The sequence below is a fragment of the Persephonella sp. genome, from assembly GCF_027023985.1.
GTDB lineage: Bacteria > Aquificota > Aquificia > Aquificales > Hydrogenothermaceae > Persephonella_A.
In genome coordinates this window covers 1-15,122 of sequence record NZ_JALVTW010000030.1, presented here as the reverse complement: position 1 = coordinate 15,122, position 15,122 = coordinate 1, and the positions used below count along the sequence as shown (strand labels likewise).

Genomic DNA, 15,122 nt, shown 5'->3' with positions numbered 1-15,122 from the left:
AGGAGGTTTTAGTTATGGAGAACTTTAATTACGATTCAAAAAACCCATCAAAAATTAAGGTGTTCGGTGTAGGTGGTGGCGGTAGTAATGCTGTTGCCAGAATGTATCAGGAAGGCTTACAGGATGTTGAGTTATATATTGTGAATACAGATAAACAGCATCTTGATTCCTTGGATGTTCCAAACAAAATTCATATTGGAGAGAACATAACAAAAGGGCTTGGTGCAGGTTCAAAACCTGAAAGAGGTGAAGAGGCAGCAAAAGAAAATCTTGATAGGATAAAGGAAGCCATAGATGGCGCTGATATGATTTTTATTGCAGCTGGGCTTGGTGGTGGAACAGGAACAGGTGCATCTCCTGTTATTGCTCAGGCTGCAAAGGAAATGGGTATTTTAACAGTCGCTGTTGTAACAAAACCATTTGATTTTGAAGGCCCCAGAAGAGCACAGATTGCAGAGGAAGGCCTCCAAAAACTGAGAGATGTTGTTGATACATATATTGTTATTCATAACCAGAAACTCACAACAATAGCAGGAAAAAGATTTACCTTTCAAGAAGCTTTTAAACTGGTTGATAGTATTCTATACAAAGCAGTTAGAGGTATCACAGACCTTATTCTTGTTCCTGGTCTGATTAACGTTGACTTTGCCGATGTCCAAACAATCATGGAAAACGGTGGAAAAGCACTGATTGGTGTAGGTTCTGGAAGAGGAGAAAATAAAATAGAAGAAGCAGTCATGTCCGCAACAACATCACCGCTTCTTGAGGGAGTTTCTATTGATGGTGCAAGAAGACTTCTTGTTAATGTTGAAGTGAGCATGGATATCTCTTATGCAGATGTTGAGGATGCAATTGCACAGATTAAAGAGCAGGCACACGAAAGTGCACATATTATATTCGGAGCATCTTTGAACCAAAATCTTGAAGATGAGATGAGAATAACTGTTGTTGCAACAGATTTTGAAAGTGAAAAACCCTCTGAAGTTTCAAAGCCAAAAACAAAAAGAATAATAGAAAGAAAACTGAGAAAACCACAACCACCTCAAGTTGAAAGGGAAGAAATCATAGAAGAACCTCTTCCAGGAAACATAATAAATGAGGTAGAATATGAAGACTTAGATATTCCTGCTTATATCAGGAAAAGGAAAGGTGGTGGTATTAATTGAGTGTTGACGCCCATAGAGGTAAGTCATCAAGCATTATAAAAAATATAAGGCCAATAAGTATTGCCAATCTTTTAACAATCTCAAGACTGGCTATTACGCCGGTCTTGATTTATACAATTCTCAAAGATATGTATCTCTTTTCGGGAATTCTTGTTATTGCTGCAGTTTTATCAGACTGGCTTGATGGAATTATTGCAAGAAAAACTCAGGACGTAACAAAGCACGGAGAACTTCTTGACCCTGCAGTTGACAAGATATTTACACTGTCTGTCCTTGTAGCCTTTGTAGAGAAGCAAATAATCTCAACTTACATCGTTTTTCTAATTATCCTTAGGGAGATGATGGTCACTTGGTTTAGGAGCGTTATGGTTAATAAAGGAATTGTAGTTCCTGCATCTTATTACGGAAAAATAAAAACAACATTTCAGCTTGTAGCAATATTTTTCCTCAGTATAAATCTTCAACAACCTGGAATAATAATTCTCTGGATATCTATAATTCTTGCTTACTATTCAGGATTTGATTATCTAAAAATGTTTATCAAAGAAAAAGCATGGCAGTAAGTATGAAAATAGCGTATCTAATCATCACATATTTAATCGGTTCAATACCTTTTGGCTATGTTATAGGGAAACTTTTCGGTAAAGATGTAACAAAAGAAGGTAGCGGTAATATCGGTGCTACAAATGTTACCAGAACTATAGGTAAAAAAGCAGGTGCCCTTGTCTTAGTCCTTGACCTATTGAAAGGATTTCTTCCTGTATTTTTTGCAAAAAACTATTTTCATTTTGAGCCTAAATTTATTGGTCTTGTAGCTGTTATGGCAGTTATCGGGCATTGTTTTTCTATTTTTATGAAATTCAAAGGTGGTAAAGGTGTTGCAACCGGATTTGGAGTTTTGATTGCCCTATCTGCCAAAGTTGCTTTAATAACTTTTATTTTATGGCTAGGTGTTTTCCTTGCTACCGGTTATGTATCGCTGGCATCTATTATAGCAACCTCTTTTTCTTGGGTAATGCTGGGAATTATTGAACAAAACCTCTACTATACATGGGCAGCTCTTATAATATCTTTGATTATTGTAATGAAACACTCATCAAATATAGAAAGATTAATGAAAGGAACAGAAAGCAGATTTATTTACAAATAGTTATCTCTTTTTACATATTCTTGATACTGTATTTACTCCTTTCACTGAAGAAACAGATTTTAGGACTTTGTCCAGATGGTCTAAATTTCGGACGGAAATTTTCATATCGATAATAGCTTTGCCATCTCTACGAGTTCTAATGTTTGCACCTGATATATTTGTTTTCGTTGATGCTATTGCACTGGAAACATCAGCAAGTATTCCAGGTTTGTCTTCTGTGATTATCCTTAAATATGCAGGGAATAGATGATTATTTTTCTCCACATCCCATATGGCGTTTATAGTTCTTTCAGGTTCTTCTTTCAGAATATTTTGAACATTAGGACAGTCTTTTTGATGTATAGATATACCTTTACCTTTAACTATTACTCCGATAATGTCGTCTCCAGGTATTGGACAGCAGCATTTTGCTATAGAAGAAAGGATATTTGATATTCCATCAACCTCAATGGTTATATCTTTGTCTGTTTTAGCTTTCTGTTGTTGCTCTGTTTTTGTTTTTTCTTTATCTCCTCTGAGAATTCTAACAATTTTGTTAGGGGAGATTTTTCCTTCACCGACAGCAATTATAAAATCATCAAAAGATTTAAAGTTAAATCTTTTAAGAAGTTTTTTCTTTTCTTCTTCAGTAAGTTCAGAGGTTTTCTTACTTATTTTTTTCAGAAATTTATCTAAAAGTTTTTCTCCAAACTTTCTTAATCTATTTCTTTCAAGCTTGGAAAGATACTGTTTTATATTTGTTTTAGCTTTTGATGTAACAACAAAATCCAGCCAGTCTCTACTTGGTTTATGATATTTGGCTGTTATGATTTCAACGACGTCTCCATTTTTTAGTTTTGTGTCCAGCGGAACCATTCGGCCGTTTACCTTGGCACCTGCAGTTTTATGTCCAACCTGTGTATGAATAGCGTAAGCAAAATCAACAGGAGTTGCACCTACAGGTAACTTAATCAGGTCTCCTTTGGGAGTAAACACAAAGATTTCCTCGTTAGAAAGGTCTCCTTTTACAGAGGATATAATCTCTGTTGAGTCTCTGTTTTCTTTTATTGATTCAAGTATATTTCTAAGCCATGTAAATGACTGGAGGTCTTTTTCTGATATATGTTTTCCACCTTTGTATCTCCAGTGGGCTGCGATACCTTCTTCTGCTATTTTGTGCATCTGTTTTGTTTTTATTTGAATTTCAACAAATTTACCATTTGGTCCCACAATAGTTGTATGTAATGCCTGATACATATTTGATTTGGGAAGAGATATATAATCTTTAAATCTTCCGGGAACAGGTGACCAGATAGAATGTATCAGTCCTAATGTAAGATAACAATCCTTAACAGAATCTACAATAATTCTTATCCCGTATATATCATATATATCGCTAAGGCTAATTCCTTTTCTTATGGTTTTTTCGTAAATACTATATATATGCTTTGTTCTATACTGGATTTTTGCTTTTATTCCATGTTTTTCAAGTTCTTCCTTGATTCTTGGAACTATTTCTTCCTTTAGGTATTTTTCTTGTTTGTCTTTGGATTCTGCTATGTATGTTGTAATTTTTTTGTATTCTTCTGGATTTATATACATAAATGATCTATCTTCAAGCTCGCTTTTTATCTTCCATAATCCAAGTCTTGCTGCAAGAGGTGCATATATGTCAAGAGTTTCTTTGGCTATCCTTACCCTTTTGTGTTCAGGAAGAGCATCCAGTGTTCTAATATTATGTAGTCTATCAGCCAATTTTACTAAAATTACTCTAATATCTTTGGCCATAGAAACAATCATTTTCCTGAAATTCTCTGCCTCTGCTTCCTCTTTGCTCTGGAATTTGTATTTTCCGATTTTTGTTACTCCGTCAACTATCAGGGCAACATCTTTACCGAATTTTTCTTCAATTTCTTCAAGTGTCGTATCTGTATCTTCCACAACATCATGTAGAAGGGCAGCTATTATGGAAGTTTTGTCAAGTTTTAGCTCTGCGAGGGTTTTTGCTGCTTCTATCGGATGAATATAATAAGGTTCTCCTGATTTCCTGAACTGACCTTTATGTTTTTCAACGATAAAATCAACGGTATCCTTTATCTGCTGAATATCTTCTTCTTTGAGATAATCTAACTTATCTATAAGCTCATCTGCAGGATGTTTCTCAACTGTTTTTGCCATTTTAAAACTCTAAATATTTAAATCTCAAACTCTAAAAATAAACGACCTTAGCTTTTTTGCAAGTTAAATAACCGCTTCCAGCCAATTATCCCCAAGGTCTCCTATAATCTCAAGAGAAGGGTCATAATTTTTCTTAATGTCATCAAGTATTTGATAAAGCTCTTCTATATAATCTGGAGAGGTTAAAAAATCAAGGATACCCTTTTTGCCACTTCTTGTTCTGGGAAGGGCAATTCTTCCATGCCCATCAACAACCATGGATATAAAGTTGAGTTTTTCAGGGTTTACTTTGACAACCAGATTTATGCTTTTGCGTGGAGGATTCTCAAGCTTTTTAACAATATCTTCCGGTAACATTTTTAACCCTTAAAGAGATTTTATAAGATTAATAATATCCTCAAAATCTTTTTCTGTTACAGAATAATTATCATATTTTTTGTATAACTCATTAATTTTTTTTCTTATTTGGTTTATCTGCTCTCTACTTTCTTCGGAAGAAACCCAGTAAGCTTTATTTATTGAGTAAACAGCTGATTGTATATAGCTTTTTGACAATGAATAGTCCACTTCGTATGAATACTTTGCTTTTACGAGATATTCCCTTGTGAGCGCTATATATAAATTTTCTCTTGTTGAAATTGCTATAAGTGGAGTTAAAGCAAGTTCTATAGCCTGCTTTGACTTATGATATTTTCCTGCTCTAAGATGCTCCTCTGCAGTAACTATTAGATTTTTAGCTTCATCTAAAGGCTCATCAATATTGGCAACAGATATCATATTTTGAACTTCTTGAAGTAAATCCTTTGCATCTTTATTTTTGCCTTTTTTGACATTTTCGTAAATTTCCTGTAATTTTTCATTTATTAGCTGATAATTATCAAGGTCTCCGCTTATTTCTTCAATATTAACCATAAGAACCCTGATATCTGTTGTGTAATTTTCATTTGGATAAAGTTTTATTCTTTTTATAAGACTTTCTATCTGCCTTCTAATGAAATAACCCGGTGAGTATTGGGAGGCTTCATTAAGGAAAAATAAAGCACCATTAAGATAATCTTTGACTTTAGAATGATTTACAACTCGCTGACTAAGTGCAGTATATGCATCAAGGGAAAGATTTAAAGCCCTTATCGTATAAAGTTTTATGTTATAAACCTGACTTTCTGTTAATCCCTCATTAATTATAGTTTTATCCGGTCTGGCAAAGACAATATTAACAAAAATTAGGAAAACTAATAAGAATTTCTTCATTTTTTCTCCTGATAAATTGCTTTTAAATCATTATATCATCTACTTCGCGAATAAAATTTATCCAAAAAATAAAACAGTGTTTGATTTTTAATTTTCCTTTGTTTATAATTTTTTAGCCTTTATATAAATCCCAAAAAACTAAGGTTAAGGAGGAAGCCTATGGCTAAATTTAACATTGTGTGGACAAAAGTTGACGAAGCACCGCAACTTGCAAGCTATTCACTTTTACCTATCATGAGAGCTTTCACAAAAGACGCAAATATTGGTATTGAAGTAAGAGATATTTCCCTTGCAGGAAGAATCCTTGCACAATTTTCTGACATTCTTCCTGAAGATAAAAGAGTTCCGGATGACCTTGCTTATTTAAAAGAGCTTGTTTGGAAACCAGAAGCAAACATAATGAAACTTCCTAACATCTCTGCATCTGTTCCACAGCTTAAAGAAGCTATAGCAGAGCTCCAAAAACAAGGATATCCATTACCAGATTACCCAGAAAATCCTCAAACTGAGGAAGAAAAACAAATAAAAGAAAGATACGATAGATGCGTTGGTTCTGTAGTTAACCCAATCCTCAGACAGGGTAACTCAGATAGAAGACTTGCAAAATCTGTTAAAGAGTATGCAAGAAAGCACCCACACAAACTTAGAGACGTTTCTCCTCACTCAAAATCTCATGTTGCACACATGAAAACAGGTGATTTCTATGAGCATGAAAAATCTGTAATTATAGAAAAAGACACAAAAATCAAATATATCTTTGAAGATGAAAATGGAAATCAAACAGTTTTAAAAGAAGTAGAAGTTGGAAAAGGCGATGTTGTTGATGGAACATACATGGACAGAAGCAAGCTTAGAAAATACTTTGAAGAAGTAATAAACACAGCTAAAGAAGAAGATATTCTTTTCTCTCTCCACGTAAAAGCCACAATGATGAGGGTTTCTGACCCTGTTATCTTTGGGGATGCTATCAGAGTTTATTATGCAAAACTGTTTGAAAGACACGCTGATACATTAGAAAAACTTGGCTGGAAACCAGAGTTTGGAATGCAGGAACTTGAAAACAGACTTGAGCAACTTCCAGAGGAAGAAAGAGAAGCTATTAAGAAAACAATAGAAGAAATCTACCAAGAAAGACCAAGAATGTATATGGTTGACTCTGATAAAGGAATAACAAACCTCCACATGCCAAACGACGTTATCATTGATGCATCAGTTCCAGCTGTAATTAAAAACGGTCTTAAAGGATGGGGACCATCTGGCGAAGTTGATGACGTAGTTTTATCTATTCCAGATAGGTCTTACGCAACAATGTATAAAGAAATCGTTGAGGACATAAAAGCAAGAGGACAGTTTGACCCAACAAAAATAGGAACTGTCCAAAACGTTGGTCTTATGGCTATGGGAGCAGAGGAATACGGTTCACACGATAAAACATTCTTCCCACCTGCAGATGGAAAAATGAAGGTTGTTGATGAGGAAGGAAATGTTTTAATAGAGCACTGTGTAAATGAAGGTGATATCTGGAGAAGCTGTATCACTAAAGACCTTGCTATAAGAGACTGGGTTAAACTTGCTGTAAACAGAGCTAAAGAATCAGGTCTTCCAATTGTATTCTGGCTTGATGAATATAGAGCCCATGATAGAAACCTCATTGAGATTGTTAAAGAAGAACTGCCAAAATATGACCTTGAAGGTGTTGATTATTATATAAAAGCACCTCAAGATGCTATGAAATTTACCCTTGCAAGATTTAGAAACGGCGAAGATACAATATCTGTAACAGGAAATATTTTAAGGGACTATCTTACAGACCTGTTCCCAATTATTGAGGTTGGAACATCTGCAAGGTCTCTTTCTATTGTTCCACTTATTGCAGGTGGTGGATTGTTTGAAACAGGTGCAGGTGGTTCTGCTCCAAGACACGTAGAGCAGTTCAAAAAAGAAGGACACTTAAGATGGGATTCCCTTGGAGAATTCCTCGCTTTTGTTGAGGCATTAAGACACGCATACAAACAGATAAAAGCTATTTATCAAGAAGAAAATCCAAGACTCCTTATCCTTGCTGAAACACTTGACCAGGCTGTTGGAAAATACCTTGAAAATGACAAAACACCTAAGAGAAAAGTTGGTGAGTTAGACACAAGAGGTTCTCACTTCTACCTTGCACTCTACTGGGCAGAAGCTCTCGCATCTCAAGACAAAGACAAAGAGCTTGCTGAGAAGTTTGCAAAAGTATATGCAGACCTTAAAGAGAATGAAGAGAAAATCCTTGAAGAGATTAAAGCTGCAGAAGGTAAGCCTGTAGATATAGACTGGTATCATCCGGATGATGAGCAAGCCACAAAAGCAATGAGACCTTCTGAAACATTCAATAGAATAATTGATACACTTTTAGAAGGCTAATTGAAAAATATTGATTTCTCTAAAAAGCTTTTTGATAGGGGCGTTTCTCAAAAATGGGAAGCGTCCCTTATTTTTTGTTTATGCAAATTTACTGATATAATTTTCTTTTGAAATTCAAATATTTAAGGAGGACATAAATGGCTCAACGAGGTATTAGAGAGTATGATGGGAAGAGAATTTTAGCTCAAAACTGGGAAGAGTATTTTGACGGTGCCTTTGAGTATGATTTCAAATCAATCTTAATCACTCCTGAAACTGATCTTGACAAAGTTCCTGAGCAGTATCCATGGGTAAAAGAAACTCCACTTGTTGCAAAACCGGATATGCTTTTTGGTAAAAGAGGAAAGCTTGGACTTATTTTCTTCAAAAAGGAAAAACCTGGTGACGTAACATGGGAAGATGCTAAAGAATGGATAAAACAAAAAATGTCTGAAGAAGTTGAGATTAATGGAGTAAAAGGACATTTAACACACTTTTTAGTAGAACCTTTTGTTCCACACAAACCAGAAGAAGAATACTACGTAGCAATCACAACAGGTGAAGACGAAGATATTATTTATATGTCTGCTTTCGGCGGAATAGAAGTAGAGGAAAATTGGGATAAAGTTGTTGAGGTAAGAATACCTATAACAGCTTCAGATGAAGAAATTAAAAAACTTATAGAAGAAAATGTTCCAGCAGATATTAAAGATAAAGAAAAATTTGCTGACTTTGTATATAGACTTTACAAACTCTTTAGAGACCTTCACTTTACATATCTTGAAATTAACCCACTTGTAATGGTCGGAAACAAAGTTTATCCCCTTGATTTTGTTGGAAGGGTTGATGATACTGCACAATTTGTTGCAGGAAGAAAATGGGGTGAGCTTGAATTCCCAGCCGGATTTGGAAGAGACCTTTCTCCAGAGGAAAAATACATCAAAGAAATGGACGAAAAATCTGGTGCTTCATTAAAACTTACGATCCTCAACCCTGAAGGAAGAATATGGACACTTGTTGCTGGTGGTGGTGCCTCAGTTGTTTATGCTGATACTGTTGCAGACCTTGGATATGTTAAAGAGCTTGCAAACTACGGAGAATACTCAGGTAACCCTTCAAGAGCAGAAACAAGAGAGTATGTAAAAACTGTTTTTGACCTTATGACAAGAAGCAAACATCCAAAAGGACCAAAAATCTTAATCATTGGTGGTGCTATTGCTAACTTCACAGATGTTGCTAAAACATTTGAAGGTATCATTGATGCGATGAAAGAATATGCTGACAAACTCAGAGAAGTTGGCGTTAAGATATATGTAAGAAGAGGTGGTCCAAACTATGAAATTGGTCTGAAGAAGATAAAAGAAGCAGCAGAACAACTTGGTCTTCCAATAGAAGTTTACGGACCAGAAACCCACATGACAGAAATAGTTAAAAAAGCTATTCAAGAAGCTGAAAAAGAAGCAGCTTAAACAGGAGGGCTTTTAGCCCTTTTTAAAACTTAAAACAAGCAAAGGAGGTTTTTAAATGAGCAAACCTGACTACTTACTTTTTGATAGGAACACAAAAGCTATCTTCTGGAACTTAAACAGAAATGCTATCCAGAGAATGCTTGACTATGACTATGTGGTTGGAAGAGAACCATCTATTGCTGCGATTGTTGCTCCAACACAATCAAGAAAGTTTGATAAGTTTTTCTACGGAACACAAGAAATAATGATTCCTATCTATAAATCAACAACGGAAGCAGCTAAAGACTTTCCTGAAGCAGATGTTCTACTGAACTTTGCTTCCTTTAGAACAGCTTATGACGTTACAATGGAAGCCCTTGATATTCCAACAATCAGAACAATTGCTATTACAGCTGAGGGTATTCCAGAAAGATTTGCAAGAATAATGAGAATAAAAGCAAAAGAACTTGGAAAATGGATTATCGGTCCTGCTACTGTTGGTGGTATTGCACCGGGAGCTTTCAGAATAGCAAACACAGGTGGAACAATTGAAAATATTGTTAACTCAAAACTCCACAGACCCGGCTCTGTAGGACTTGTTACAAGGTCTGGTGGTCTTTTCAACGAGCTTTCAAACGTTATAGCAAGAAATGCAAATGGTCTTGCTGAGGGTATAGCTATCGGTGGTGATAGATACCCAGGAACAGACTTCCTCGACCACATGCTCAGATATGAGAAAAATCCACAAGTTAAGATGATGGTTCTACTTGGTGAAGTAGGTGGAACCCTTGAATATAAAGTAGCAGAGGCTATAAAAGACGGAAGAATTACAAAACCTGTTATAGCATGGTGTATCGGAACTATTTCTAAACATTTTGGTGGAGAAGTTCAGTTTGGACACGCTGGAGCTAAAGCTGGAGCAGAAGCAGAAACAGCTGATGCTAAAAATGCAGCTTTAAAAGAAGCTGGAGCACACGTTCCACAATCATTCAACGACCTTCCAGAGCTTATAAATGGTGTTTATGAAGAACTAAAAGCAAAAGGTGAAATCCCAGAAATCCAAGAACCAGAAGTTCCACCAATCCCTGAGGACTATGCAAAAGCAGTAAAAGCTGGAAAAGTAAGAAGACCTACAAACTTCATCTGCACAATTTCTGATGACAGAGGAGAAGAAGCTACATACTGTGGAGTTCCAATATCAGAAGTTGTTGAAAAAGGATACTCTATTGCTGATGTTATAGGACTCCTCTGGTTCAAGAAAAAATTCCCAGAATGGGCATCTAATTTCATTGATATGGTTATTAAAGTAGTTGCAGACCACGGTCCAGCTGTTTCAGGTGCACACAACACTAAAGTAACTGCAAGAGCAGGAAAAGACCTTATGTCTTCTATCGTTACTGGTATTCTCACAATAGGACCAAGATTTGGCGGTGCTATTGACGGTGCTGCTAAATACTTCAAGATGGCAAAAGAAAAGGGAATGGATCCTGTTGAATTTGTTGATTACATGAAAAAAGTTGAAAAAATACCTATCCCAGGAATTGGACACAGAATTAAATCTACTAAAAACCCAGATAAAAGGGTTGAGCTTCTCAAAAACTATGCAAAAGAAAACTTCCCAAGCACAGAGCTCTTAGACTATGCCCTCGAGGTAGAAAAAGTAACAACCTCTAAAAAAGAAAACCTTATTCTCAACGTTGATGGAACAATCGGTGTTCTCCTTGTGGATATGTTCAGAGCTCTCGGATACTCTGACGCAGAAATAGATGAGCTGATTAGTGCAGGGGCATTTAACGCATTCTTCGTTCTTGGTAGAACAATCGGATTTATTGGACACTACCTTGATGAGAAAAGACTTGATATGCCATTATACAGACATCCAACAGATGACATTCTCTACAACGTCAAATGCGACGTTGAATAAATCTCTTTCAGGGGCTTCTTTAGCCCCTTTTTTTAAAAAAATAAATCTTCATGGGAAGGTTTTAATACTCCTATGCTTTCCCTATCATAATACTTTTTAGTTCTGAACTTGTAAATCAAAATACTATCTTCATTTTCATCCATTATCTCTTTTAGCTCATCTTTTAGAATTCTCAAGGTAGCTTCACTGATTTCCCCTTCAAATACACTATTTTGAACCCATGTTAAATATTTTTTGCATGTTTTGTGGAATTTTTGAACTCTTTTTTCATTGGCATCATACACAAGAATAATAAACATATCTCACCAGCTCGCTACAAATGGTTTGTAAATCTCTTCACCAAAGAAATGTTTATAAAGTTTATAGCACTCAAGTCTTACTAGTCTTCTGTAAGAGACTTTTCCAAGATTCTTATACTTAATGGTGGTATTAAGTTTTTCTTCATAGACCTGTATAAATATCTTTTTTCTCTTTTCATTCAAGTATGTATAATCAATATCTTCTTCAAAATGTTTAAGTTGAATCTGGTTTTTATTTATCAGGCTAAAAATAGCTCTATCCACAATAATTGGTTTAAAAATTTCTGCTAAATCTAAATTCAAGCTAAAACTTCTCTGATTTGTTTCGTGAAGATAGCCAATTCTTGCATCAAGGTGTGTCCTGTAAATCTGGGATAAAATGGTAGTATATATTAATGAGTTTCCAAAACTGATTAGGGTATTTAAGGGATTTTCTGGGGGTCTTTTTGTTCTTTTGTCAAAATAAAAATCTCCAATGTTTAAAACCACATTAAATGCTTCGTAATATTTCTTTCTTATTTCTCCTTCTAATGCCATTAGAGACGGAATATCTTCTTTTGAATCAATTTCTTTTGATTTTTCTAAAATTTCTTCAATATAAGGTTTTATATACTCCTCTTTTGATTTTTTATAATAAATGAGATTTTTTAGTATGTTTGAAACGGCACCTGGAACAAAACTTTTTGCTAAAAACATTCTTTCTTCATGTTTTAGATAAAATTCAGCCTGTTTTAAGATAATTAAACCTGAATTTAGATATTCTCTTGGATAAAAACTTCCGATGTAATAACCGTAACGGTTATAGAAATAAATAGGAATTTTATTTTGGGTTAGAAATTCTAAAACTCTTTTGTTTAAATCTATTTCTCCAAATACGTGAATTTCTGATATTGCATTTATAGGAAGTATTTTCTTTTCATTTTCTTTGATGAATAGAAGTGTGTTATCTTTTCTTTTAAGCTGTCCGTCATTGAAAATATATATGGGTTTTTTCAATTTTCAACTCCAGCACATCTCTTTATAAGCACAATTTTTGCAGTAAGGTATTTTTTTTGGCTGTGGCGGTTTGTCCATTTTTAAAATCTTTTTAATTTCTGTAATAGATTTTTTAAGTTCTTTTTCTAAATCTGTGGTTAGTTTTATTTTTTCTCTTTTTCTTTCTTCCGGTATAAGAAGTTCGCCTTCTATATTTATTCCTTTTTGCTTCAAGTAATAAAGATAAAATGCGACTTGCATTTTAGCACTTTTTAGGTATTTTGAGGATTTTTTGATTTCTCCAATGACTTTTTTAGAAGAGATGATGTCTATTTTGATGGTATTGTCTATCATAAATTCTTTTTTCTGTCTTTTGTAAAAAATCTCATGGATATGTCTTCCGAGTAAAAGAAAATCGCTTTCCTGATCAGCTTCTATACTGTGCCCAATTAGCCAAACTTCCCTTGAGCAAATATAGTAATACCATATTAATGTCCCATTAATATTCTGCAACTCCCCCATAACTTTAAAATTAAATTATACTTTCTTAAACGTCAATAATTCCTCATAGGCAATCTAAAATTAAGAAAAGCACTTGCAAAAATACACATGGCCAAAAAAGAGCGTTTCAATTCCTTATAGGCACACTAAAAACGATTAGATTTGGCAATGAATATTGACATTTCTTGCTCGTTTCAATTCCTTATAGGCACACTAAAAACATATATTTACAGGTTTCTTTGTATTATTTATCTTCCTTGGTTTCAATTCCTCATAGGCACGCTAAAAACCCTGAAATTGATTTCATATTCTGTTGTCAAATAGCCGTTGATATATCTTATTGAGATTAAATATACGAAAAATTATAGTCCTTGTCAAATTGATTTAATTTTCAGTCGACCTCCAATCCTGCAAAAATCCCTGGAGATCGACAAACCTTTGGTATACAAAGCCGAGATTTAAATTTTAGCTAAATTTCCTGTGAGATTTTGTCTCAATTAAGGTTCAAAAATCTGCGATTGACAGACTCAGATTTTTGGTCGCCAAAATTTTTCAATTCCTTATAGGTACGCTTTACAGAAACAAATAATATAAAGAGGTGAGAAAATTGGATCACGAAACTTATACCTTAATACTTATTATCCTCTTACTAAAACTCGTGAGGGAGTAAAAGCACCCTCTTAGATTTCAAAATACAAATTTCCTTTAGTCTTAAAACCTGTTTCAAGGTCGTAATATTCATCAAGAAACGAGTGTGGAACATAATAAAAATTATGTTCTATTTTGGGAGTGTCTTCTTTTACAGGAACAGAGACTACGTACTGATAAAAATCTGCTTTAATACTGTCAAATGCTTTCTTTCTTTCTAATAAGTCGGGCATCTGCCATATTTTTGAATATTCCTGCCATATCTCTTTTGCCTCATCATCAAGTTCTATAAAAACATCTTCTTTATAAAAATCTTCATCAATCAGCACAAAATCATTAATAGAGTTAATTTTTCCTTTTTCCCATTCGCCATCAAATTTCAGATTGTAAAGCATTTCAAGTAAATCTCGGGAAACCTTATCTGATTTTACCTGCTGGAGTTTTTTATAATAGGAGTTAACCAAATCATACATATCTTTTTCTTCATACTTTTCTTTTTCTAAAATTTCATTTGTCAGATGGGTCAAAACAGTATCATAGATATATGAATGGTAGAATCTACCATTTTCATCTTTTAGATTTAAAACAACAAACTGCCCCTTTTCTTTTTTCCCTTCCCGATTACATCTACCAGCTGATTGGTTTAAGCTGTCGAAAGGTGCAAAATCTCTGTAGACCACATCAAAATCAATATCAACGCCAGCCTCAACAAGCTGTGTAGAAACAGCTATCTTTTTCTGCTGACTTTTCAAAAGTTTTATCCTGTTTAGTCTTTCTTTTGGAACAAGATAAGTTGAGAGGAATACAATATCTTCTGGAAAATCATTTTTCAAAAAGTTGTAAAGTTGTTTTGCTGCATTTACCGTATTTAAGATAAAAAGATATCTTTTATCCTCTGAAATGTTCAAACTGTTATAAAACTCTTCAATGGTCTTTGGGCTTTTATCAACATTTATTTCATATCTGTTTAGTTTTTCAAAATAGAGTTTGAAATTGATTATTTCTTCTGCTTTTTCTTTTTCAAATATCAAAGGCTGGGTTGCTGTAGAAAAAATCACATAAAAGTTAAATCTTTCTGCCATTCTGGTTAAAACTTCTCTAATAACTAGCCAATATTTGTGAGGAATTGACTGAATTTCATCTAAAATCGCAATAGAGTTCGTAAACTTATGAAATTTTCTAAGCATTTTGTTTCTGTTACTGATTAGAGAATAGAAAAAC

Annotated in this window: 13 protein-coding genes; 6 read left to right on the top strand and 7 right to left on the bottom strand. The window is 34.3% G+C overall.

Features of this window, described 5'->3' with window-relative positions; translation table 11 throughout:
* Window positions 1-14: 14 nt before the first annotated feature.
* Genes ftsZ through plsY form a run of 3 tightly spaced genes read left to right on the top strand, consistent with a single transcriptional unit; the run spans window position 15 to window position 2,316 of the window.
* Complete coding sequence (ftsZ, locus tag MVE07_RS07220) at window positions 15-1,166, top strand: cell division protein FtsZ (protein ID WP_297455819.1); 1,152 nt, start codon at window positions 15-17, stop codon at window positions 1,164-1,166.
* A complete protein-coding gene (pgsA, locus tag MVE07_RS07215) occupies window positions 1,163-1,729 on the top strand; it encodes a CDP-diacylglycerol--glycerol-3-phosphate 3-phosphatidyltransferase (RefSeq protein ID WP_297455818.1) in 567 nt (188 codons plus the stop codon). The genes ftsZ and pgsA overlap by 4 nt, the downstream gene beginning before the upstream one ends.
* On the top strand, window positions 1,720-2,316 hold the full coding sequence (gene plsY / locus MVE07_RS07210; RefSeq protein ID WP_297455815.1) for a glycerol-3-phosphate 1-O-acyltransferase PlsY: 597 nt from the start codon (window positions 1,720-1,722) through the stop codon (window positions 2,314-2,316). Before pgsA ends, plsY begins: the two co-directional genes overlap by 10 nt.
* Here the strand turns inward: plsY and MVE07_RS07205 are convergent, their stop codons facing one another.
* The 3 genes from MVE07_RS07205 to MVE07_RS07195 all read right to left on the bottom strand — a co-directional run bounded on the left by MVE07_RS07205 (window position 2,317) and on the right by MVE07_RS07195 (window position 5,724).
* Window positions 2,317-4,473 carry a bifunctional (p)ppGpp synthetase/guanosine-3',5'-bis(diphosphate) 3'-pyrophosphohydrolase gene (locus tag MVE07_RS07205; RefSeq protein ID WP_297455813.1) on the bottom strand — a complete coding sequence of 719 codons (2,157 nt, stop codon included), beginning with the start codon at window positions 4,471-4,473 and terminating at the stop codon, window positions 2,317-2,319.
* A gap of 63 nt (window positions 4,474-4,536) precedes the next feature.
* Window positions 4,537-4,830, bottom strand: a complete 294-nt coding sequence (locus tag MVE07_RS07200) for a DUF4911 domain-containing protein (protein WP_297455811.1) — start codon at window positions 4,828-4,830, stop codon at window positions 4,537-4,539.
* A gap of 9 nt (window positions 4,831-4,839) precedes the next feature.
* Window positions 4,840-5,724, bottom strand: coding sequence for a YfdX family protein (locus MVE07_RS07195; protein ID WP_297455809.1), 885 nt, complete (start codon window positions 5,722-5,724; stop codon window positions 4,840-4,842).
* A 159-nt stretch (window positions 5,725-5,883) separates the two neighbouring features.
* Between MVE07_RS07195 and MVE07_RS07190 the strand changes: the two genes are divergently transcribed.
* From MVE07_RS07190 to MVE07_RS07180, 3 genes are all read left to right on the top strand, one after another.
* On the top strand, window positions 5,884-8,127 hold the full coding sequence (locus MVE07_RS07190) for an NADP-dependent isocitrate dehydrogenase (protein ID WP_297455807.1): 2,244 nt from the start codon (window positions 5,884-5,886) through the stop codon (window positions 8,125-8,127).
* 137 nt (window positions 8,128-8,264) lie between these two features.
* Window positions 8,265-9,575 (top strand): ATP citrate lyase citrate-binding domain-containing protein, encoded by a 1,311-nt coding sequence (locus tag MVE07_RS07185; protein ID WP_297455805.1) that lies wholly within the window; start codon window positions 8,265-8,267, stop codon window positions 9,573-9,575.
* 55 nt (window positions 9,576-9,630) lie between these two features.
* Entirely contained in the window at window positions 9,631-11,478 is a 1,848-nt protein-coding gene (locus MVE07_RS07180; protein WP_297455803.1) for a citrate/2-methylcitrate synthase, read from the top strand.
* A gap of 32 nt (window positions 11,479-11,510) precedes the next feature.
* Here the strand turns inward: MVE07_RS07180 and cas2 are convergent, their stop codons facing one another.
* The 4 genes from cas2 to MVE07_RS07160 form a co-directional block, all read right to left on the bottom strand.
* Complete coding sequence (cas2, locus tag MVE07_RS07175) at window positions 11,511-11,777, bottom strand: CRISPR-associated endonuclease Cas2 (protein ID WP_297455801.1); 267 nt, start codon at window positions 11,775-11,777, stop codon at window positions 11,511-11,513.
* Window positions 11,778-11,780: 3 nt separating this feature from the next.
* Window positions 11,781-12,773 carry a type I-B CRISPR-associated endonuclease Cas1b gene (gene cas1b, locus MVE07_RS07170; protein ID WP_297455798.1) on the bottom strand — a complete coding sequence of 331 codons (993 nt, stop codon included), beginning with the start codon at window positions 12,771-12,773 and terminating at the stop codon, window positions 11,781-11,783.
* A 3-nt stretch (window positions 12,774-12,776) separates the two neighbouring features.
* Window positions 12,777-13,274 (bottom strand): CRISPR-associated protein Cas4, encoded by a 498-nt coding sequence (gene cas4 / locus MVE07_RS07165; protein WP_345781546.1) that lies wholly within the window; start codon window positions 13,272-13,274, stop codon window positions 12,777-12,779.
* A gap of 659 nt (window positions 13,275-13,933) precedes the next feature.
* Window positions 13,934-15,122, bottom strand: a 1,189-nt coding sequence (locus tag MVE07_RS07160; RefSeq protein ID WP_297455794.1) for a helicase-related protein, incomplete at its 5' end; no start/stop codon positions are given.